The sequence below is a fragment of the Mesorhizobium sp. P3_A9 genome, assembly GCF_056402975.1.
Genome location: NZ_JBFUGJ010000119.1, coordinates 1 through 20335, shown reverse-complemented (window position 1 = coordinate 20335; position 20335 = coordinate 1). Strand labels below are relative to the sequence as shown.

Here is a 20335-nt window from a genome sequence, read left to right as displayed (position 1 = left end):
GACCTGTTCGGTGTCGTACCACTGCCGGGCGATGTTGGAGGCGATATCAGGCTTGTTCTGGTGGTCGGCGCTGATGATTTCGATCGGCGCGCCCTGCACCTTGCCACCGAAATCCTCGACCGCCATCTTGGCCGCCTCGACCGACCATTTGCCGCCGAAATCGGCATAGACGCCGGATTGGTCATTGAGGATGCCGATCTTGACTTTCCCATCGGAAATTTCGGCGGCCGAGGCGGGGACTGCAGCTGCGGCGAGAAGCGCGGCGGAAACGAAATAGCATGCTTTCATGGTTCAACTTCCTCCCATTGTGAATGCGACCGTCCCCCAACGATCATCAGCAAACGGTATTGAACATGAGCAAGATGAGCTTGAACGGCAAGGGGCCGTTGCGGATTTCATGTTCGAAGCAGCCCTTCCTCGCCGGGAGTTTACCGCCGACAGGTGGCCAGCCGAGCCGATTGGCTAGGTCGCGCCGGCCGGAAGCCCGGGAAGCAGCACGACCGTGACCGACGGCGTGGCGGATCGGCGCGCCCATTACCCCCTATCTTAGTCAGGAGTATTGACTCGACCACCGGAGTGGCAGCGCTTAGATTGCGCATGGATCGCTAGCCTTCCACGGGGAAGCCAACTGAGATATCAGGATGGCTTTGGTAATGAATAGGTCGATAACTGCTATCACCGTGACGCATAACAGCGCGCATACCGTGCGTGGCGCGCTCGCTCGCCTGCCTTCAGGGCTGGAGATCATATGCGTCGACAATGCAAGTACCGACGATCTTTCCGCCGCGCTATCCGGCCTCGCCGTTCATCGTATTGATAATGCTGCAAACCTCGGCTTCGGGCATGCCTGCAACATCGGCGCGGCGGCGGCATCGGGGGAGTATTTGCTGTTCATCAACCCCGACGTGCGTCTTGGGACGGACGCCGTCGATGCGCTTGTGCAGGCGGCTGAACGCTACCCGAATTGCGGCGTCTTCGTGCCGCGCACAAACACGGTGGATGGGCGGCTGTGGTTTCGCGAGCAGAGCGAGATCGATCGCCTTTCCGGCGTGTCGCTGCCCACACGTATCCGGCAGGTCTGGGGGGATTGTTGCGTCCGCTTCGTCAATGGCGGCGTGTTCATGATCAAACGAAGGCTCTTCCTCGATACGGGCGGGTTTGATGAGGATATCTTTCTGTATTTCGAGGATGACGACCTCTCGCATCGCCTGCTGCAGCGTGACGAGCCCATGATCCTGGTCAGCAGCGCGCATGCCGTCCACGACGTTGGCACCTCGGTTGCGCAATCAACCCGGGCACGGATCTTCCGGTATCGGTCGAAGATGCGCTCGGAAATCCACTTGCGCAAAAAATACGGCATCGCCTATAGCCCATTCGTGGACATACTGCGCTATTCAACGAAAATAGGCTTCTATTGCCTGACGCTTAATCGAAACAGACTGATCAATTCCTTGGGCCGACTGATAGGTATATTTGACAGCATCCTTGACCGATCGCACGCGAATCGGAACAGCGGCTATGTCGCCTGACGCTGCCGGCACCAGAGTTGCCTTGCCTGATGTCCTGCCCCGCGAGCCGCGAAAGGAAGAGGCATGGGGCGTCGACCGAAGAAGCAGTGACGTGAGCGAAATCCACATCCACGCGTCGGGACGCTACATCGTCGAGCTTTCGCCGACAGACAGGCGGATGCCGTTTCTCCGGCTCAATGTTCGCCGCCCAGGACATGCCGACAGAATCGTCTATGTGCCGGTTACCAAGCGGACGTCCTATTTGCTCAGAAGCAGCGAAGGCGGCCTGGTGTTGCAATTCGATAGAAGCGACATCGTTGCCGCAAACATCCGCCCTCTGAGGATCAGGGATCTTGGCGAAGTGCTGCGCCGCCGCCGCCAGAAACGATTTGAGCTGCGGCTGGGCCAAGGCATTGCCTTGCGGCCTCTGCTTCATATCGCAGGGGCCGAAGGCCGCGATTTGACCGCTGCCCTTGGCAGCCTCTACAGTTGGGGCTTCGGCGTGGCGAGCGACAATCTGCAGAAAACCCTGTCGCGACACTTCGATGGCCCACCAGTCCGGCGCTCGGAACGCCTGTCCGTTGCCGAACCGAAGATCGCTGTTGCGCTCCACTTGCACTACCCCGATCTCTGGCCCGAATTCGAGACCCTGCTGGAAGCGATCGATCGTCCGCTCCATCTCATCCTCACGCTGACCAGGCCCGACGCGGTGCTGGCGCAACGCGTTCAGGCGAAATTTCGGGATGCCGAGATCGTCGTCTACGACAACCGGGGCCGCGACGTCGGTCCCTTCCTTCAATTGCTGCACGAAGGAAAGCTCGACGGTTTCGATCTCATATGCAAGCTGCATGGCAAGAAATCCGGGCTGAGCGGACCGCGCATGATGCTCGGCGAGATCTGGCGCCAGGCAAGCGCCTTCGACCTGATCGGGTCCCGCGACGTGGTTGACCGCGTCGTCGCGGCGTTCGAGCATTCGCAGGATACTGGGATGATAGGGTCCCGCCGCTTTCGGTTGCCCAATGAATGGAAGGTCCGTGAAGCGGCGTGGGGCAGGAACAGGGAAATGATCCTGGCCCTGCTGGAGAAGCTTGGCATGGACCCCGACTCTTCTCTCGATTTCTTTGCCGGAACGATGTTCTGGGTTCGGCGCAGCGCGCTGGAGCCGCTCAAGCGCCTCGATCTGACCCTTGCGTCATTTCCCGGTGAGACAGGCCAGTTGGATGGCACGTTGCAGCATGCCCTTGAGCGGGTTCTCGCAATGATCTGCACAAACATCGCCGGAATTGGCTGGGATGATGAAGATGAAGCCTGATCGTTGCGAGGCGGACTCGGTTGACTAGATCAGACCTCATGATCTTCATAAAATCGATCACCAGCAGGAGGGGGTGGAAGAGGTTTCGGATCCGGCAACGAATTCGCGCCAGCGGACAGTTCGATGGGCCATGGTATCTGGCTCAAAATCCCGATGTGGCCGTCAAAGGGATCGACCCGATCCTGCACTATATCGATCATGGTGCCGTCGAGTTCCGAAACCCGAATCCGGGTTTCGACACCGAGTACTATCTGGCCAGGTATCCCGACGTCGCACTGGCGGCGATGAACCCGCTGGATCACTACATCCGTTTCGGCAGGAGTGAACAGCGCGAAACCCGGCGTGGTCCGGCAGCACATTGGGCCATGGCCGCCAGCCGCGGCATCCAAAGGCCCGCCACCTATATGCCGCGATCCAGCGAGAGGCGACCCGCCGCCTTGCGCGCGCGCGTCCTTGCCTTCTACCTACCGCAGTTCCACCCAATTCCTGAAAATGATGCTTTTTGGGAAAAGGGCTTCACGGAATGGACGAATGTGACACGCGCGGTGCCGCAGTTCGACGGTCACTATCAGCCTCGACTGCCGGCGGACCTCGGCTTCTATGATTTGCGGGTGAAGGACATCCAGAAGGAACAGATCGAGATCGCCATGCAATATGGCATTTCGGGATTCTGCTTTCACTTCTACTGGTTCAACGGCAAGCGCGTCCTCGAGATGCCGATCGCCCAATTCGTCGAAAACGAAGCCCATGAGATGGGCTTCTGCATCAACTGGGCAAACGAGCCCTGGAGCCGCCGTTGGGATGGGCGCGACCAGGAAGTCTTGATCCCACAATCGCATTCACCCGAGGACGACCTGGCTTTCATCGAATACGCATCCGGCTATTTCCGTGACCGGCGCTACATCCGTGTCGGCGGCAAGCCGCTGCTTATGGTCTACCGGCCCGGATTGTTTCCGTCAGCAGCGGAAACGGCACAGCGCTGGAGAACCTATTGCCGGGACGCCGGCATCGGCGAGATTTTTCTTGCCTATCCGCAGTCATTCGCCACGGTCGATCCCGCCGAATTTGGGTTCGACGCGGCTGTCGAGTTTCCGCCAAATCTCGGAACATTTCCCGAGGTCAGCGCCTCCATCCCAAATCTCAAGAGCGGCTTCACGGGAAGGATCTATGACTGGGCGGAGCTTGCCGATCGCAGTCGCGCCTACCCAGAGGCCCCCTACACGCTGTTTCGCGGACTTTGCCCTTCCTGGGATAACACGGCAAGGAGAATGGAGGCCGCCAGCATTCTGGTTAACGCGTCGCCCTCCCGCTACGGAGAATGGCTCGCCAACGCGGTCGACGATACATGCGATCGTTTTGCCGATTTCGACAGCCGCCTGATCTTCGTCAATGCCTGGAACGAGTGGGCGGAGGGCGCCTATCTCGAGCCTGATGCCCGCTACGGCTATGCCTATCTGCAGGAGACGCGGGACGTGGTGTCGGCTCCAGCGGCCGGCAAATTGCCCACAGGTTTATCCTGGCGTGTTTTGTTTGTTTCGCACGATGCGGCTCTCGGTGGAGCACAGGCGTCGTTGCTCGATATCGTCCGATGGCTCCAATCGCACACGGACCTGGAGATCAAGGTGCTGTGCCTGGCAGGCGGTGAACGGCTGGAACAGTTTCGACGCATCGTCGATACCGTCGCTCTGGACGATCTGGTTTCGCCGACCGCCACGAGGCTGGCCCGCATCACCGCCTGGTACGGTGGCAGACCGGACCTCATCTATTGCAACAGTCTGGCCACCGGCCGTGTGCACGCGCTGCTTGGCGAACTGGGCATTCCCATCCTGACGCATGCCAGGGAATTGGCAACGAGCATCGCCCGATACGCCAAGGACGACATGAGGGATGTCGTTTCCCACACGCGGAGATTCATCGCGTGTTCCCCAAGCGTCCGGGATTATCTGGCAGCCGAGTACAACGTCGAAACGAACGCCATAGACGTCATTCCAAGTGCGGTCCCGCAAACCGACGCCGGTCACAGTCGTACGGAAATCCAGCGCCTTGAAAGTCGCCAACGCGCCGGCTGGCCGATGGACGAGACGATCGTGCTGGGATCCGGCCTCGGAATGCCATTCCGCAAAGGCGCCGACCTCTTTATCGACGTGGCCCGCATTCTTCGTGCTCGCGGGGTTGAAGACTATCATTTCTACTGGCTCGGTTCGTTACCTGAGCGGGAACGGGATGAGGCTCTCGGTACGTGGTCGCAGCAACTCGACAGATTGCAGGCGGAGGGATTGGACGAAAAGGTCACGTTTCTGGGCGATGTCGAGGATGTGCGCGGCCATCTGCTGGCTGCCGATCTGTTTCTTCTGACATCCCGCGAAGAGCCGTTCGGCCGTGTCATGCTGGAGGCGGCATTCGCCGAGTTGCCGGTGATCTGCTTCGCAGGCAGCGGTGGGGCACCGGATTTCGTCGAGGACGATGCCGGCATCATCGTCGACTGGGCTGATCCCGCCGCGATGGCCGATGCGACGCTGAAACTGATCCGGGACCAGCCGTTGCGGACGAAGCTCGGCAAACAGGCGGGCGCCAAGGCAAGGCGGCATTTTTCCACCGATCGGGTCTTCCCGCGCCTGCTGTCGACCATGCGGAAGGTCGCAGGCAAGCCGCCCGCGGTCTCGATCATCGTGCCTAACTACAATTACGCCCGCTATTTGCACGAGCGCATGGAAAGTATTCTGGGGCAGTCTTTCCAGGATTTCGAGCTCATCATCCTGGATGATGCATCGACTGACGATAGCCAATCGATTCTGGATTACTATGCCGGAGTCCATGGCACACGTGTCATCGTCAATGAAAGCAATTCCGGGTCGCCCTATCCTCAGTGGTTCAAGGGCATAGAGCTCGCAAGGGCCGATTTGATCTGGATCGCCGAAGCCGACGACGTATCCGACCCGAGTTTCCTCGAAACCCTCGTGCCCTTGTTCCGCGATCCAAGCGTGAAGTTTGCTTATTGCGCATCGAAGATCATCAACGATCGAAGCGAGATCGTCGGCGACTATCCGTCCAGCCCGTACCTCACCGATCTGTCCAATTTCAAATGGAAACGCAGCTACCAGGTTTCGGCGGAACACGAAGTCAATGATGGGCTGGGTGTCAAGAATACGGTCTTCAACATCAGTGCGGCGGTTTTTCGGAAGTTTGAGATCACGACAGATTTCRCCGAGAACCTCCTGTCACTTCCTACGAGCGGCGATTGGTACTTTATCCTCGAGGCAATCCGTAACGGCTCCGTCGCCTACGAGTCCGCATTGCTCAACCATCACCGTCGGCACGGGGACAGCGTAACCAGCGTCATCATGGCTTCCCATTCAGAGGCCCTTCTGCGCACACGGCAGGTGATACATCACCATGTGTTGCGCACATATGGGACGGATTTGGCCATCAAGCTGAAAATGGCCGAATATGTCGTACAGCTCTGGAACCGGCAGTTCCCCGGGCGCCCGGCGGAAGAGATGGAAAGCTTGTATTCGCTAAAGGCATTGGGCGAGTTTCCAGCGAGATCATCGGAGAGCAGTTCCCCGGTGGCGTGAGTTGGCTGCGTTTTAATTGCCGGCGGCGACGAGGTGGCCGTTGCCGACATCCTGCAAGGCCAGTTTCAGCGGCGCCTCGCCGATCCTGCGGGTGGCGCTCGGGATTTCCTGGTCGAGGCGGGCAAAGCGGCTTCTGCGCCGTGCCGGGTCGGGCACCGGCACGGCCTCGATCAGCCGCCTGGTGTAGGGATGGCGCGGGTTGGAAAACACCTGGTCGCGCGTGCCCATCTCRACGATCTGGCCGAGATACATGACGGCGACGCGGTCGGARATGTTCTCGACCACCGCCATGTCATGCGAGATGAAGAGATAGGCGACGCCGAATTCGCGCTGCARTTCCTTCAACAGRTCAAGCACGCGCGCCTGCACCGAGACGTCGAGCGCCGACACGCTTTCGTCAGCGATGATCAGCTTGGGCCGCAWGGCGAGTGCGCGCGCGATGCAAACACGTTGGCGCTGACCGCCGGAGAATTCGTGCGGATAAAGCTCCATCTGATCGGCCGAAAGGCCGACCCGCTCGAACAGTGCGGCCACGCGATCGCGGCGCTCGTCCTTCGAGGCGATGCCGTGGATGACCAGCGGCTCTGCGACGAGGTCGCCGACGCGCATACGCGGGTCGAGCGAGGCGAAGGGGTCCTGGAAAATCATCTGCACCTCGCGGCGCACGGCCTTGCGTTCGTCGCGGCCGAGGCCAAAGAGATTGCGCCCGCCAATGACGAGGTCGCCGCTGTATGGCACCAGCCCGGCCAGCGCCTTGGCGGTTGTCGACTTGCCGCAGCCGGATTCGCCAACCAGCGCCAGCGTCTCGTTGGGTGCGATGGAGAAGCTGACGCCTTCGACCGCGTGAACGCGGCGGGTGACCCGGCCGAAGAACCCACCATGCAAATCGAAGCGGACATGCAGATCTTTGACGTCAGCGACATTGGTCGGCCTTGCCGCCTCGACCTCCCTGGATGGCTGGCGGCCGACACCACTGCCGATGCGCGGCACGGCAGCAAGCAGCTCGCGCGTATAGTCAGCCTGCGGCCGGGCGAAGATGTCTGACGTCTTGCCCTCCTCGACCATGCGGCCGTGCCGCATGATGATGACGCGATCGGCCATTTCGGCGACCACGCCCATGTCGTGCGTGATGAGGATGACGCTGGTGCCATGMTGGCGCTGCAGATCACGCAAGAGCTCCAGCACCTCGCCCTGCACGGTGACGTCGAGCGCCGTCGTCGGCTCGTCGGCGATCAGCACGTCGGGTTCAAGCGCCAGCGCCATGGCGATCATCACCCGCTGGCGCATGCCGCCGGACAATTCGTGCGGAAACTGCCTTAGCCGGCTTTCGGCTTCCGAAATGCGTACCGCCTTCAGCGCCTCTATGGCGCGCTCGCGGGCTTCACCCGGAGACAGGCTGGTATGCGCCTCGATCGATTCGGTGAGCTGTCGGCCGATCGACAGCACAGGGTTGAGCGAGGTCATCGGCTCCTGGAAGATCATGGCGATACGGTCGCCACGAATGCGGCGCATCTGGCGCTCGTCAAGGGTTGCCAGATCGGTGTCGCCAAGGCGGATTTTTCCCGATGATATGCGGGCGGCAGGCTGCGGCAGAAGCTGCATGATCGCCAGCGCGGTCATCGATTTGCCGGAACCGGATTCGCCGGCAATGCAGAGCGTTTCGCCCCGCGCGAGCGTCAGCGACAGGTTGGAGACGACCTCGCGCTCGCCGTCCTCGCCGCGCACGCTGACGGAGAGGTTGGCGATGTCGAGGACGGGTTTGAGGATCGAGGTCATCGCAAGAGCAGGGTTCTGAGAAGTTTGTTGCGGTACACCCCCCTCTGGCCTGCCGGCCATCTCCCCCTCAAGGGGGGAGATCGGACTGCACACAGGGTTTCGCAAATCGCCACCGATTGAAGAAAGATGGGACGACGAAACTGGCAATCTCCCCCCTTGAGGGGGAGATGCCCGGCAGGGCAGAGGGAGGTGCGGCGCCGACTTAGCGTCATTCAAACACGCAGCGCGGGAAGTAGAACGACACCACCCAGTTCGGCATGTCGACGATTTCCGATATGCGAAGATCGCCGCACACCGAGGCCAACATATAAGCCTCGACCGGATCGATCTTGTAGCGACCGGCGAGCAGGTCGACCATCTGAGCGACGGCCTCCTTGGCACCGGTCATCAGGTCCGGGCCGATGCCGGTCGTCACCTCATAGCCCTTGGCGTCAAGGTGGCGTGTCACTGGACCCGAGGTGGTAAAGCGCGGCGTCTTCAGCCTGGCGTCCTTGACCAGGTCAAGCTTGAGCACGACATCCATCGGGCTTTCGATCGCCGTGCCGCAGACCTCGCCGTCGCCTTGCGCGGCGTGTGTGTCGCCAACCGAAAACAGCGCTCCGGCCACTTCCACCGGCAAATAGAGCGTCGTGCCGGCGGCGAGATCGCGGATGTCGAGATTGCCGCCAACGCGCCTCGGCGGCACCACCGAGTGATGACCCTTTTCAGCCAGTGCGTTGCCGATGGTGCCGGCAAAGGGTTTTAGCGGTACGCGCGCGTTTTTGCCGAACAGCGCCGGCTCCAGCGAGGCGGCGTCATATTTCCAGATGTTGAGCGCCGGCTCCTTGAAGTCGTCGGCGAGCAGCCCAAAACCCGGAATGTTTGCCGTCCAGCCGAAGCCGGACGGTTTGAACATCTCGATCGTCACCTTCAGCGCGTCACCGGGCTCGGCGCCCTCGACGAAGATCGGCCCGGTCACCGGATTGACCCTGGCGAAATCAAGCCTGGCGACGTCGGCRACCGTGCTGTCGGCATTCARCTGGCCGCCGGCGGCATCAAGGCACTGGAACTCGATGGTTGAGCCGGGCGCCACCCGCTCGGCCGGGACAAACGAATTGTCCCAGCCGAAATGATGATGGTGCCCGTGGATGGTGTAATCGCAGTTATTGCACATCTTTTACGTACACATTGTCATAGTTGATCGGGACGTGGACCGGGTCGACATAGAGATTGTCGGCACCGCCCATACGTGCGGATTTCATGGTAAAGCGCTGCTCGTTGAAGACCGGCGCCCAGGGCGCGTCCGCCATGATCTTGGCGTAGATGTCGCTCCACATTTTATAGCGCTCATCGGACTTCGCCGGATCAACGATCGAGTCGGCTTCGGCGGCCTTGGCATCGAGATCCTTGTTGCAATACCACGACCAGTTCCAGCCGCCCGGCACCGCGCCGGCGCAGCCAAGGATCGGACCGTAGAAGTTCGAGGGATCGGGGAAATCCGCGATCCAGCCCATGCCGCCGGACCAGATCATCGGTGCGCCGGCCTTGTCGCCGCCGGCGGCGATGACGTTGGCCTGTGCCAGCGCCTGGATGCTGGCCTTGATGCCGATCGCCGCCAGATCCTGCTGGATCGCCTGGGCAATGCGCGGGTTGGGATCGGTGTTCATGGCGAACAATTGCGTGTCGAAGCCATCGGGATGGCCGGCCTCGGCAAGCAGCGCCTTGGCCTTGGCGACGTCATAGGTATAGCCCTTGTATTCCTTGTCGTAGGCCGGCATCGACGGCGGCAGCGGCTGGTTGGCAGGCACGGCACGGCCGTTGATGATCTGGATGATGCGCGCCTTGTTGATCGCCATGTTGACGGCCTGGCGCACCTTCACATTGTCGAAAGGCGCCATGGTGGTGTTCATGGTGATATAGCCGGTGTGCAGTTGGCCGCCCTCGACGACGCGCGCCTTTTGTTCGGGGTCGGACATCACCTCCTGGAATTTTGCCGGCGGAATGCCGTCGAGAGGCAGGTCGATCTCGCCCTTCTGCAGGCGCAGCAGCGCCACGATCGGCTCCTGGCCGACCTCGAAGGTGATCTTGTCGAGATGCGGCAGGCCCTTGTGCCAATAGTCCGGATTGCGCACGAAGACGATGCGCTGGCCGAGCGTCCATTCGGCGAGCTTGAAGGCGCCGGTGCCGACGGGGTGCTTGCCGAAATCAGCGCCGTATTTCTCCACCTCTTCCTTGGGCACGACATGCGAGAAGTTGATCGCCATGACATGCAGGAAGGTGGCGTCGGGCCGGCTCAGTTCGAACTTGACGGTGTAGGGGTCGACGACGCTGACACCCGCGAGGCTGTCCGCCTTGCCGGCCGCGACATCGTCATAGCCCTTGATCGAGCCGAAGAACCCGGCGCCCGGGCTCTGTGTCTTCGGGTTGGTGACGCGGTCGAGTGAATATTTCACGTCGTCGGCCGTCATCTCACGGCCATTGTGGAATTTCACGCCATGGCGGAGCTTGAAGGTGAAGGTCTTGCCGTCCGGCGAAATCTCGTAGCTTTCGGCAAGGTCGGGCTTCAGCTTGGTCGTGCCCGGTTCGTAATCCATCAACCCGTCGAACAGGCTCTTGATCATCGACCAGTTCTGCCAGTCATAGCCGATGGCAGGGTCGAGCGTCGTGACGTCGTCCTTGTAGGTGGCGATGATCTCTCCGCCCTGCTTGGCGTTGGGATCGATGGTGTCTTCGGCGCGAGCACTCGTCATGCCGAGCATCAGCGCCAAGGCCGATGCCGCGACTGTGGAGGCGAGAAATTTTTTCATGTCGTGTTCCCTTTCTCTGTTTGTTTTCTTGGTTTCATCTGAGCTTGATGCTCATCTCAGTTTGATACGGGGGTCGATGAAGGGCGCGATGATGTCGGCGAGCAGATTGCCGAGCACGATGGCGAAGGCCGAGACCAGCGTGACGCCCATGATGATCGGAATGTCGACGCGCTGGATGGCTTGCCAGGCGAGCTGACCGATGCCGGGCCAGCCGAAGACGCTCTCGACGACGACGATGCCGCCCATGAAGATGCCGATGTCGATGCCGATCATGGCGATGACCGGCAGGATGGCGTTGGGCAAAGCATGGCGGAAAATGATGGCGCTGCGCGCCAGGCCCTTGGCGCGGGCGGTGCGCACATAGTCCTGGCGCAGCACGTCGATCATCGACGAGCGCATCATGCGAGCGTACCAGCCGGCGCCGAGAATGCCCATGGTCAGCGAGGGCAGCACGAGATGACGCCAGGTGCCGTAGCCGCCGATCGGAAACCAGCTCAGCCGCACGGCAAAGACATAGAGCAGCAAAAGGCCGACGACGAATTGCGGCGCCGAGACGCCTACGAAGGAGGCGACCATCAAGGTCTGATCCGTGGCGGTGCCGCGCTTGACGGCGGCGATCAAACCCATCGAGAGCCCGATCAGCAATTCGCACAGGATGGCGCCGACCATCAAAAGCAGGCTGGCCGGCAGCCGCGAGACGATCAGCTCGGTGACCTCAGAACGCTGGATGTAGGAGCGGCCGAGATCGCCGCTGACGAGCTTTGTCAGGTAGCGCCAGTACTGGATGATAAAGGGCTGGTCGAGGCCGAGTTGCTGGCGGATGTTCTCCACCGTCTGCGGCGTGGCGCTGCGGCCGGCGATCTGGCGCACCGGGTCGGCTGGCAGGAGATAAAGCAGTGCAAAGGTGATCAGCGAGACGCCGAGCAAGATGAGCAGCGACTGGATCAGGCGGCGGCCGAGATAGGCGATCATGCCCGGCCCCTTTGCGTCGGATCGAGGATGTCGCGCAGCGCGTCGCCGATCAGGTTGAAGGCCAGCGCCAGCGCCAGGATCGCGGCACCGGGGAAGAACACCAGCCAGGGTGCGGCCTGAAAATAGGTCTGGTTCTCGAAGATGATGTTGCCCCACGACGCCGTCGGCGGCTGCACGCCGATGCCGAGGAAGGAGAGCGTCGCCTCGAGCAGCACCGTGGTCGAGATACCGAGCGTGCCCCAGACGATGATGGTCGGCAGGAGGTGCGGCAAGATGTGGCGAAACAGGATGCGCGGTGCACTGGCCCCGATGGTGCGTTCGGCGTCGATGAATTCGCGCTCGGCGAGCGAAGAGGTTTCGGTGTAGATGACGCGCGCGGTCTGCACCCAGTTGACCAGCGCGATGACCATGGCGACGATCCACAGGCTCGGCTGGAACACCGCCGCCAGGCAGATGGCGAGCAGCAGCGCCGGAAACGCCATCATCAAATCGGTGAAGCGCATCAGTGCGCTGCCGATCCAGCCGCGGAAATAGCCTGCGGTGACGCCGACCAGCGTGCCGATGAACAGCGCCACGCCATTGGCGACGATACCGATGATCAGCGAAGTGCGGGCGCCATAGAGGATACGGGTCAACAGGTCGCGGCCGAGCAAGTCGGTGCCGAGCCAGAATTTGGCATCCGGCGGCAGCGGCGAGCCTTCGATGGTAAGGCCGTCGAACATCTGCTCATTGGGATCATAGCCGGTCAGCCATGGCGCCAGCACGGCACCGGCGACGACGATGGCGACGATGACCAGGCCGAGCATTGCCAGACGACGCCTGACCAGCCGGCGCCAGACGCCGGCGCGCGGTTTGGCCGGCATGCGCTCTGGCGCGGTGAGATCAGGCGCGATGGGACTGGTCATCGCCGCCTCCCTCGCCCGTTGCTTCCTCGCCCGTTACTTCCTCACTCGTCATCGCCACGATCCGGCGCGCGGCATCCTCGACGCTGATCTGCCAGCTCATGGCCAGCGAGCGCAGCTGCGCATAGGCGCGCTCGTCATCCGTGCCTTTCGACAGCGCCGCCACCGCGCGCACGATGGTCTGGCGTTCGGCGACACGATGGCGGAGCGAGGCAATTTCGCCGGCTAAGTGTTTTCGCGCTTCGAAACTCTGCCGTGCGATGAGCAGCGCGCTGTAGACGCCGGCATTGCCGACCGGCTTCAAGAGCTGAGCGTCGGCCTTGTGCGACAGCGCCCATTCGATGCGGCCAGGCGCCTCGGAGCCGATCAACGCCACGAGCGGCATCGGCGCTTCGCCCGGCTTCCACGGAAATTGCTCGTCGAAACCGAGATCGGCATCGAAGAAGACGAAATCAGCCGCCAGCGCCTCGGGTGGCAGTTCCGGCCAGCAGTCCAGAGCGATCAGGCCGATGGCCGACAATTGCCTGGTGATCGCCTGCACCGTCGGATGCGGGCGATGCAGGATGAAGGCCCTGGCGCCACCGAGATTGGGAATGCGCGGCGTTCTGGTCACGACACCACCCGCAGGCGCGGCCGGCCAAATGTCTTGGCCGGGTCGTAGCGCGACAGATACGGATCTGGCGCGACCTCATCCTCGCGGCTGACGACCTCGAAGAAGCCGTCGGCGATCCGGCCGATGATCACCGGCAGCGTCGCGTGCTGGGAGTGGGCGTCGATGGCGATCGGCCCAAGCCGGGTCGAGAAGCGGCGTTCGGCGAACGCCTTAGAAAATTCCGCAGGGCCGGCATCGGCATCGCGCGAGAGCACATCGGCCATGACCTGCACGGAGGCATAGGCGGAGGCCTCGAAGGAAGAGGCGAAGGCGGCCGGCCGCGGTGCGAAATACGGCCCGACCGACAAATGCCCCTTGCCCGTTTCGCCGATCGCCGGCAGTTCGCCCTCGGTGAGGTTGCAGGAGATAACCGGGCAGGTTTCCGGGCTGAAGGCGGAATCTTCGCGGCCCAGATCGCGATAGGCAGCGAGGAAAGCGTAGGACGATGTACCGATCAGATTGTTGAGGATGAAGTTCGGCCGCGTCGCCCGGATTTCCGCGATCAGGCGCGACACATCGGTCTCGCCGATGCGCAGATAGCGTTCGCCCAGCACCTTGCCGCCGGCATCCGCGATCAGGTCGCGCGCCACGCGGTTCATCTCCCAGCCCCAGATATAGTTCGAGCCGAGCAGAAAACCGTTGGCGCCGAAGCGCGGCACGACATGCGCCATCAGCGGCACCAGATGCTGGTTGGGGCAAGCGTGCATGTAGACGACATGCTCGTTGGCCTCGAAGCCCTCATAGGGGCAAGCGTACCAAAGCATGCCGCCGGCCTTCTCCAGCACCGGGATGGTCTCCTTGCGGCTCCAGGAGGTGACGCAGCCGACGACATGGCGGGCGCTGCTGGTCTTGAAAATGTCTTCGCACAGCGTCGCGTAGCTGTCGGCATTGCTTTGCGGGTCGCGCTCGACCGGCACCAGTTCGATGCCKKAGCYGCGGTCGGCATTGATGTCGGCRATGGCGCGCATGGCGCCCATSCGGCACGCATCGGAAACGAGCTGATAGCTCCCCGAGCGGGAATAGAGGATGCCGATCTCGATGCGTCGTTTCAAACAGAACCCCAGAAATGACAATGCCCCGCAGCCAGCGCCGCAAGGGCGAGGCATACGAGGCATATTTGCCGCCCGGCGATCAGAGCCGGTATTTCGTCCTAGCGTATTCGGTACTGCTGGTCAGTCAAGCGGGAAAGTGCGTGGTGCCTGACCGCGGGATCGAGGTGACCTCGATCATTTTCGAATGATGTCCTCGAAGCTGAGGTCGAAGCGCATGAGGTATTTGCGCAGCCTGTCGGCGTCGTTGCCGCTGGTCTTTTGCAGCCGTGAGACCGCAAACAGCTTCCGCCCGGCAGCGCTGACCGAATTGCTGTCGCGGCAAATCGCAAGCACGGTGGCCAGCTGCGCCCGGTCGAAGATGTCGATCTGGCTTTGCCGCTCAGGGCCAAGAATCTCTTGCAGGATGGCGTCGCGGTCGTCGGCATTCCCGGCGCGCCACAAGACCGTCAGGCGATCGATTTCGTCACGCACGGTTTCCTCGTTGATGCGGCCAAGCGGCGCCAGCGTCGCCATGCGGGTAACGGAGGCCGAGAGATCGCGGAAATTGGCCCGCCACATCGCCTCCGGCGCCACGGCGAATTTCAGATACAGGTCGCGCGCTTCCTTGTTGAAGGTGGCGTTCTGTCCTTCGCGCTCACTGAAGCGGCGCAGTTCGAAATCGAGGTTCGGCTCGATGTCTTCCTTGCGGTCGCGCAGCGCCGGCAGTTGGAAGGTCCACAGGTTCAGCCGCGCGAAAAGATCCTCTCGGAACTTGCCCTCTTTGACGCCGATCGACAGATCGCGGTTGGTGCCGGCGAGAAGCTGGAAGTCCGACATGACATCCTGGTCGGCGCCGACCGGCAGGAAGCGCTTTTCCTCGATGGCGCGCAGGCACATGGCCTGTTCGTCGGAGCCAAGTTCGCCGATCTCGTCGAGGAACAGCACGCCCTTGTTGGCAGACTTCATCAGCCCGGCACGCTCGTTCTGGGCGCCGGTGAAGGCGCCCTTGACGTGGCCGAACAGCGTCGACATCGCCTGGTCGCCACGCAGCGTCGCGCAATTGACCTCGATGAAGGCGCCGGAAACCTGCCGCTGCGCCTTCTTCAACTCATAAATGCGGCGGGCCAGTTGCGACTTGCCGGCGCCCGTCGGCCCCGTGAGCAGCACCGGCGCGCGCGAGCGGATCGTCACCTTCTCGATCTGGTCGATCATCTGGTTGAAGGCCGGATTGCGGGTGGCGATGCCCGATTTCAGGAACGACGTCGCCTCGTCGCGCTCGGCGGCAAAGCGCGTGGCGATCGCATCGTAGCGGGACAGATCGAGATCGATGATCGAATGGCTGCCAGAGACATCGTCGTCGCTGCCCTGCTTACGTGGCGAAAGCTGCAGCAGCCGCGCCGGGATGAAGTGGGCTTCGGTAAGCAGGAACCAGCATATCTGCGCGACGTGGGTGCCGGTGGTGATGTTGACGAGATAGTCTTCCTTCTCGGGGTCGAATTGATAGGCGCGGGCGAAATCGCGCAGGCCGGTGTAGACCTCTGAGAAATCCCAGGGATCGCGCATGCTGATCAGATGGGGCCTGACCTCAGTGGCGGGCGAGACCTGCTCGATGTCGGCAATGATCTGCGTGGCCAGCTGCCGTGACTGAGTCCCGTGGATGAGTTCCAGCCGATCTATGAACAACCCCGGCTGCTGACACAGCGCAACCGTTGGCCGCCACTTCCGCCAACGGTCATCCGTACGGCCCGCATCAAGCGTTGTGCCAAGAATGCCAATCGCGACTCGTCTTTTCATTTTATCCTAGGGTATAAGTTCCGAGATTGTTAGATCACTATACAGGCCCTGCCTTGGACAAGACCAGAGGGTGCATAACCGTAGGCCTCTTTTTATTTCATAATGAAATCAAATCCCTAACTGAATCCGAGCGGATCGATACGCGCTCATTCTTCAAACTGGCACGCCGCCTGCAGTGATACTGGTGTGAGAATGAACATCAGGCTCTGGCGCAGCTGGCGGCGACGGGCACGTTCAACGCGACCTTCTATGCCGAGCCGCGCGAGCAGCTGGACGAGGTGCTGAAGCTGGCGTGGCAGGTCGAGCCGGGGTTCCTGGCGCGCACCGCCGTCCATGCTTTCGAGCAGGGCTACATGAAGGATATGCCGGCACTGCTGCTGGCGGTTCTGTCCTCGATGCAGGGCGACGAGTTCAACCGTGCGTTCGGGCGCATCGTCAGGAACGGCAAGATGCTGCGTAACTTCGTGCAGGTCATGCGTTCCGGCGCGACCGGGCGCAAGTCGCTCGGCTCGCGGCCGAAGCGGCTTGTCCAGGCGTGGCTCGAGCAGGCGGCCGACTTCGAGATCATGCGGGCCGCGGTCGGCAACGATCCGTCGCTGGCCGACGTCATCAAGATGGTTCACCCGAAGCCGAAGTCGGCCTCGCGTGAGGCGCTTTATGGCTACCTGATCGGCAAGCCGCATGATGTGGCGGTGCTACCGGACGTGGTGAAGGCATTCGAGGCGTTCAAGCGCGATCCGTCGCTGCCCGTGCCGGAAGTGCCGTTCCAGATGCTTACCTCGATGCCGCTTTCGCGTGAGCATTGGGTGCAGATCGCGGCGACGGCCGGCTGGCAGATGCTGCGCCAGAACCTGAACACTTTCGCCCGCAACGGCGTGTTCGAAGTGGATGGGTTCGGCGAGACGCTGGCGGCGCGACTGCGTGATCCGCAGGAGATCCGGCGCGCCCGGGTGTTCCCGTATCAGCTCATGGTGGCGTTCACTATGGCCGGTGCGGAGGTACCCGGCGTGGTCAGGGACGCGCTGCAGGACGCGATGGAAGTCGCGCTTGGCAACGTGCCCCGGATCAAGGGCAATGTGGTCGTGTGTCCGGACGTTTCGGGCTCGATGAGCTCGCCGGCTACCGGTTACCGCAAGGGCGCGACGTCTGCCGTGCGTTGCATCGACGTGGCTGCCCTGGTGGCCGCCGCGATGCTGCGACGCAACCCGACGGCCAGGGTCTTGCCGTTCGAGAACGATGTGGTGGATATCCGCCTCAACGCTCGCGATACGGTGATGACCAACGCCGCGAAGCTTGCCGCCATCGGTGGTGGCGGAACCAACTGTTCGGCTCCGCTGGCCCGGCTGGTGCGTGAGAAGGCTGATGTCGACCTTGTGGTGTTCGTGTCGGACAACCAGTCTTGGGTGGATGCGACGGCGCATGCGCATCAGGGCACGGCGACGATGCAGGAATGGCAGAAGCTGAAGGTGTTGAACCCGAAAGCCAAGCTGGTCTGCATCGACATCCAGCCCTATGCGACGACGCAGGCCGAGCCGCAGGCCGACATATTGAATGTCGGTGGCTTCTCCGACCGCGTCTTCGACGTGGTGGGCACGATGCTGTCCTCGAGCGGCGACCCGGACCATTGGGTGCGCACGATCGAGGCGGTGGAACTCTAAGCAATTCCAGGAAAAGTGTGAGCGCTTTTCCGTCCGGAATTGCGTCAAACAAAGAGGTCCCGGCAGCGCGTCTGCCGGGACTGACTGGAACACGTATCAGGGCATGACGAATGCCGATGGAACTACAGGCTGTTCACCTCCAGGTCGCGGGTTCGAATCCCGTCGGGTCCGCCACTATGGACCCGTAGCTCAGCGGATAGAGCGGGACGTTTCGTCAAACCTTGTCGTCATGCCCGACGGCTTTTGCGCGGCTTCGGTCGCAACTGGACAGAAAGGAACTGAACACAAGGCGTGACGAATGCCTGTGGAACTACATCCCAACTTTCGGGTCGCGGGTTCGATTCCTGCCGGAGCTGCCAATCGGCTCCGTAGCTCAGTCGGTAGAGCAGAAAGGCGGTTTCACAACAGATTTGTCATCACACCCTTCAACAAAACCGCGGCGAATGCCGGATGGAACTACAGCAACATGAACGGGATGCTCCGTGAGGTTCGACTCCTCACCTTGCAGGCGCTCTCTGGCACGAGCGGGACGCCCGGTGTTTCATCATCCCTTGTCGCCGCGGCGAGGTAATAGAATGGCGAATGCAGGCAGGACTACAGGTAGCGCGCCCGTCGAAAGGCGGGAGGTCGGGTGTTCAAATCACTCTCCCGCTCTGCGGAGCGGGGTGGCGCAGTCAACGTGTCTTGCCGATCCTTGTCGCCAGCCGATCGAACAAGGCGAATGCCTGCGGGAATACATTGGCATCTGGCGGTTCGAATCCGCCCGTCGGTCGGTTGATCGATCGGTTTCTCGCATCGACTTGTCGCCCGCCGGAGAGAAAGAGAATGAATGGCGAATGCAGGCAGGACTACAGGGATAGAGCGTCCGCGACGAAAGTCGCGGAAGGTCGGATGTTCAAGCCATCCCTTCCGTCTCCGGATGGAAAGTAGCTCAGTAATTGTCTTGCCGACCCTTGTCGCCAGACCGAATAGAAGGACGAATGCCTGCGAGACTACAGGCAGACGCGGCTCGCTTCAGGCAAGCGGGTGCCGAAAGGCGTGAGGGTTCGTGTCCCTCCTTCGCAACTTCGCGAAGTGGCGGAAAAGATGTGTCGCATTCTCTTGTCGTCCGTCCGCAATACGCAGTGCTTGATATGTACCGAAAGTGAAAGACATGACCGAGATTTTGAGTGGACAGGATTTGATCGACGCCGGCCTGCCGCAGGGCAAGTGGTTCGGCAAGGCGCTCGTCGCCGCCAATGCGGTGCTGGAAAGCGGTGGATCGCCAGGCGATGCGCTGGAGGCCGCACGTGCTTTCGCGCCGCCGCCGGCCATGAAGCTGCATGCCGCCTCTTCGATGCCGCTGCATCTCAACATCGAGGCCGAAACGCCAGACGAGGCCGCCAATGTCGAAGCGGTCACGCGCAGCATGGCCGAGCTGATGCGCACGCCGGTGATCCGCGCCGGTGCCATCATGCCGGACGCCTGCCCGGCCGGTCCGTCGGGCACGATTCCGGTCGGCGGCGTCGCGGTTTCGGAGGCGATCCACCCCGGCATGCATTCGGCTGACATCTGCTGCTCGATGGCGATCTCGGTGTTCCCTGGCGTGGCGCCGGCTGCGTTGCTCGATGCCGTGCATGGGGTCACCCATTTCGGACCGGGCGGGCGTCCGCGCGGCCAGCAGATCCGTCCCGCCAAGGAGGTCTTCGAGCGTTTCGAGGCCAACCCCTTGCTGCGCGACCTGACCAGTGCCGCGATCGAGCATTTCGGCACGCAGGGCGACGGCAACCATTTCGCCTATGTCGGCACGCTGAAGTCGAGCGGCGAGACGGCGCTGGTCACCCACCATGGCTCGCGCTCGCCGGGCGCGCGGCTCTACAGCAAGGGCATGAAGATCGCCGAGGGCGTCCGCAAGACGCTGTCGCCGGAGACCTTGCCGCAGAACGCCTGGATTCCGGCCGATACGCGGGAAGGCGACGACTATTGGGAGGCCCTGCAGACGATCCGCGAATGGACCAAGGGCAACCATATGCTCATCCACGATCTGGCGGCTGAAAAGCTGGCGGCGAAAGTGTCGGATCGGTTCTGGAACGAGCATAACTTCGTCTTTCGCCGCTCGGACGGGCTGTTCTACCACGGCAAGGGCGCCACGCCGGCCTTCGACAACTGGGCCGACGACGCGACCGATCTGACGCTGATCCCGCTCAACATGGCGGAACCGGTGCTGATCGTGCGCGGCAAGAACGCGGCGCACGGGCTTGGCTTCTCGCCGCATGGTGCCGGGCGCAATTTCTCGCGCACCCAGCACCGGCGCATGCAGGCGGGGCGCAGCGACGCGGATATCTTCGCGGAGGAGACGAAAGGCATCGACGCCCGCTTCTTCTCCGGTG

14 protein-coding genes are annotated in these 20335 nt (G+C 62.1%); 5 read left to right on the top strand and 9 right to left on the bottom strand.

What is annotated here, in order from left to right:
* Nucleotides 1–288, bottom strand: a 288-nt coding sequence (locus tag AC1DX0_RS17675; protein WP_477356244.1) for an ABC transporter substrate-binding protein, incomplete at its 3' end; no start/stop codon positions are given.
* A 353-nt stretch (nucleotides 289–641) separates the two neighbouring features.
* On the opposite strand from AC1DX0_RS17675, the gene AC1DX0_RS17670 reads away from it, so the two are divergent.
* The 3 genes from AC1DX0_RS17670 (at nucleotide 642) to AC1DX0_RS17660 (ending at nucleotide 6395) form a co-directional block, all read left to right on the top strand.
* Nucleotides 642–1529 (top strand): glycosyltransferase family 2 protein, encoded by an 888-nt coding sequence (locus AC1DX0_RS17670; protein ID WP_477356242.1) that lies wholly within the window; start codon nucleotides 642–644, stop codon nucleotides 1527–1529.
* A 340-nt stretch (nucleotides 1530–1869) separates the two neighbouring features.
* Nucleotides 1870–2820 (top strand): rhamnan synthesis F family protein, encoded by a 951-nt coding sequence (locus AC1DX0_RS17665; RefSeq protein WP_477218878.1) that lies wholly within the window; start codon nucleotides 1870–1872, stop codon nucleotides 2818–2820.
* Between the two features lie 38 nt (nucleotides 2821–2858).
* Nucleotides 2859–6395, top strand: coding sequence for a glycoside hydrolase family 99-like domain-containing protein (locus tag AC1DX0_RS17660; protein WP_477356240.1), 3537 nt, complete (start codon nucleotides 2859–2861; stop codon nucleotides 6393–6395).
* A gap of 12 nt (nucleotides 6396–6407) precedes the next feature.
* Here AC1DX0_RS17660 and AC1DX0_RS17655 read toward each other — a convergent pair whose 3' ends face one another.
* From AC1DX0_RS17655 to rtcR, 8 genes are all read right to left on the bottom strand, one after another.
* Complete coding sequence (locus AC1DX0_RS17655; protein WP_477356238.1) at nucleotides 6408–8171, bottom strand: ABC transporter ATP-binding protein; 1764 nt, start codon at nucleotides 8169–8171, stop codon at nucleotides 6408–6410.
* A 208-nt stretch (nucleotides 8172–8379) separates the two neighbouring features.
* Nucleotides 8380–9324 (bottom strand): acetamidase/formamidase family protein, encoded by a 945-nt coding sequence (locus AC1DX0_RS17650; protein WP_477218881.1) that lies wholly within the window; start codon nucleotides 9322–9324, stop codon nucleotides 8380–8382.
* Nucleotides 9314–10957 (bottom strand): ABC transporter substrate-binding protein, encoded by a 1644-nt coding sequence (locus tag AC1DX0_RS17645; protein ID WP_477218882.1) that lies wholly within the window; start codon nucleotides 10955–10957, stop codon nucleotides 9314–9316. The genes AC1DX0_RS17650 and AC1DX0_RS17645 overlap by 11 nt, the downstream gene beginning before the upstream one ends.
* Before the next feature lie 51 nt (nucleotides 10958–11008).
* Complete coding sequence (locus AC1DX0_RS17640; protein ID WP_477218883.1) at nucleotides 11009–11929, bottom strand: ABC transporter permease; 921 nt, start codon at nucleotides 11927–11929, stop codon at nucleotides 11009–11011.
* Entirely contained in the window at nucleotides 11926–12792 is an 867-nt protein-coding gene (locus tag AC1DX0_RS17635) for an ABC transporter permease (protein WP_477219111.1), read from the bottom strand. The genes AC1DX0_RS17640 and AC1DX0_RS17635 overlap by 4 nt, the downstream gene beginning before the upstream one ends.
* A gap of 19 nt (nucleotides 12793–12811) precedes the next feature.
* Nucleotides 12812–13444: an ANTAR domain-containing response regulator gene (locus AC1DX0_RS17630; RefSeq protein WP_477218884.1), complete on the bottom strand. Its 633-nt coding sequence runs from the start codon at nucleotides 13442–13444 to the stop codon at nucleotides 12812–12814.
* Nucleotides 13441–14535 (bottom strand): transporter substrate-binding protein, encoded by a 1095-nt coding sequence (locus tag AC1DX0_RS17625; RefSeq protein WP_477356236.1) that lies wholly within the window; start codon nucleotides 14533–14535, stop codon nucleotides 13441–13443. Before AC1DX0_RS17625 ends, AC1DX0_RS17630 begins: the two co-directional genes overlap by 4 nt.
* A gap of 174 nt (nucleotides 14536–14709) precedes the next feature.
* Nucleotides 14710–16308: an RNA repair transcriptional activator RtcR gene (gene rtcR, locus AC1DX0_RS17620; RefSeq protein WP_477218886.1), complete on the bottom strand. Its 1599-nt coding sequence runs from the start codon at nucleotides 16306–16308 to the stop codon at nucleotides 14710–14712.
* A gap of 278 nt (nucleotides 16309–16586) precedes the next feature.
* Between rtcR and AC1DX0_RS17615 the strand changes: the two genes are divergently transcribed.
* Both AC1DX0_RS17615 and AC1DX0_RS17610 read left to right on the top strand, forming a co-directional pair.
* A complete protein-coding gene (locus tag AC1DX0_RS17615; protein ID WP_477356233.1) occupies nucleotides 16587–17966 on the top strand; it encodes a vWA domain-containing protein in 1380 nt (459 codons plus the stop codon).
* Between the two features lie 1153 nt (nucleotides 17967–19119).
* Nucleotides 19120–20335 (top strand): RtcB family protein (locus AC1DX0_RS17610; protein WP_477356231.1); only part of this gene is annotated, 1216 nt, incomplete at its 3' end.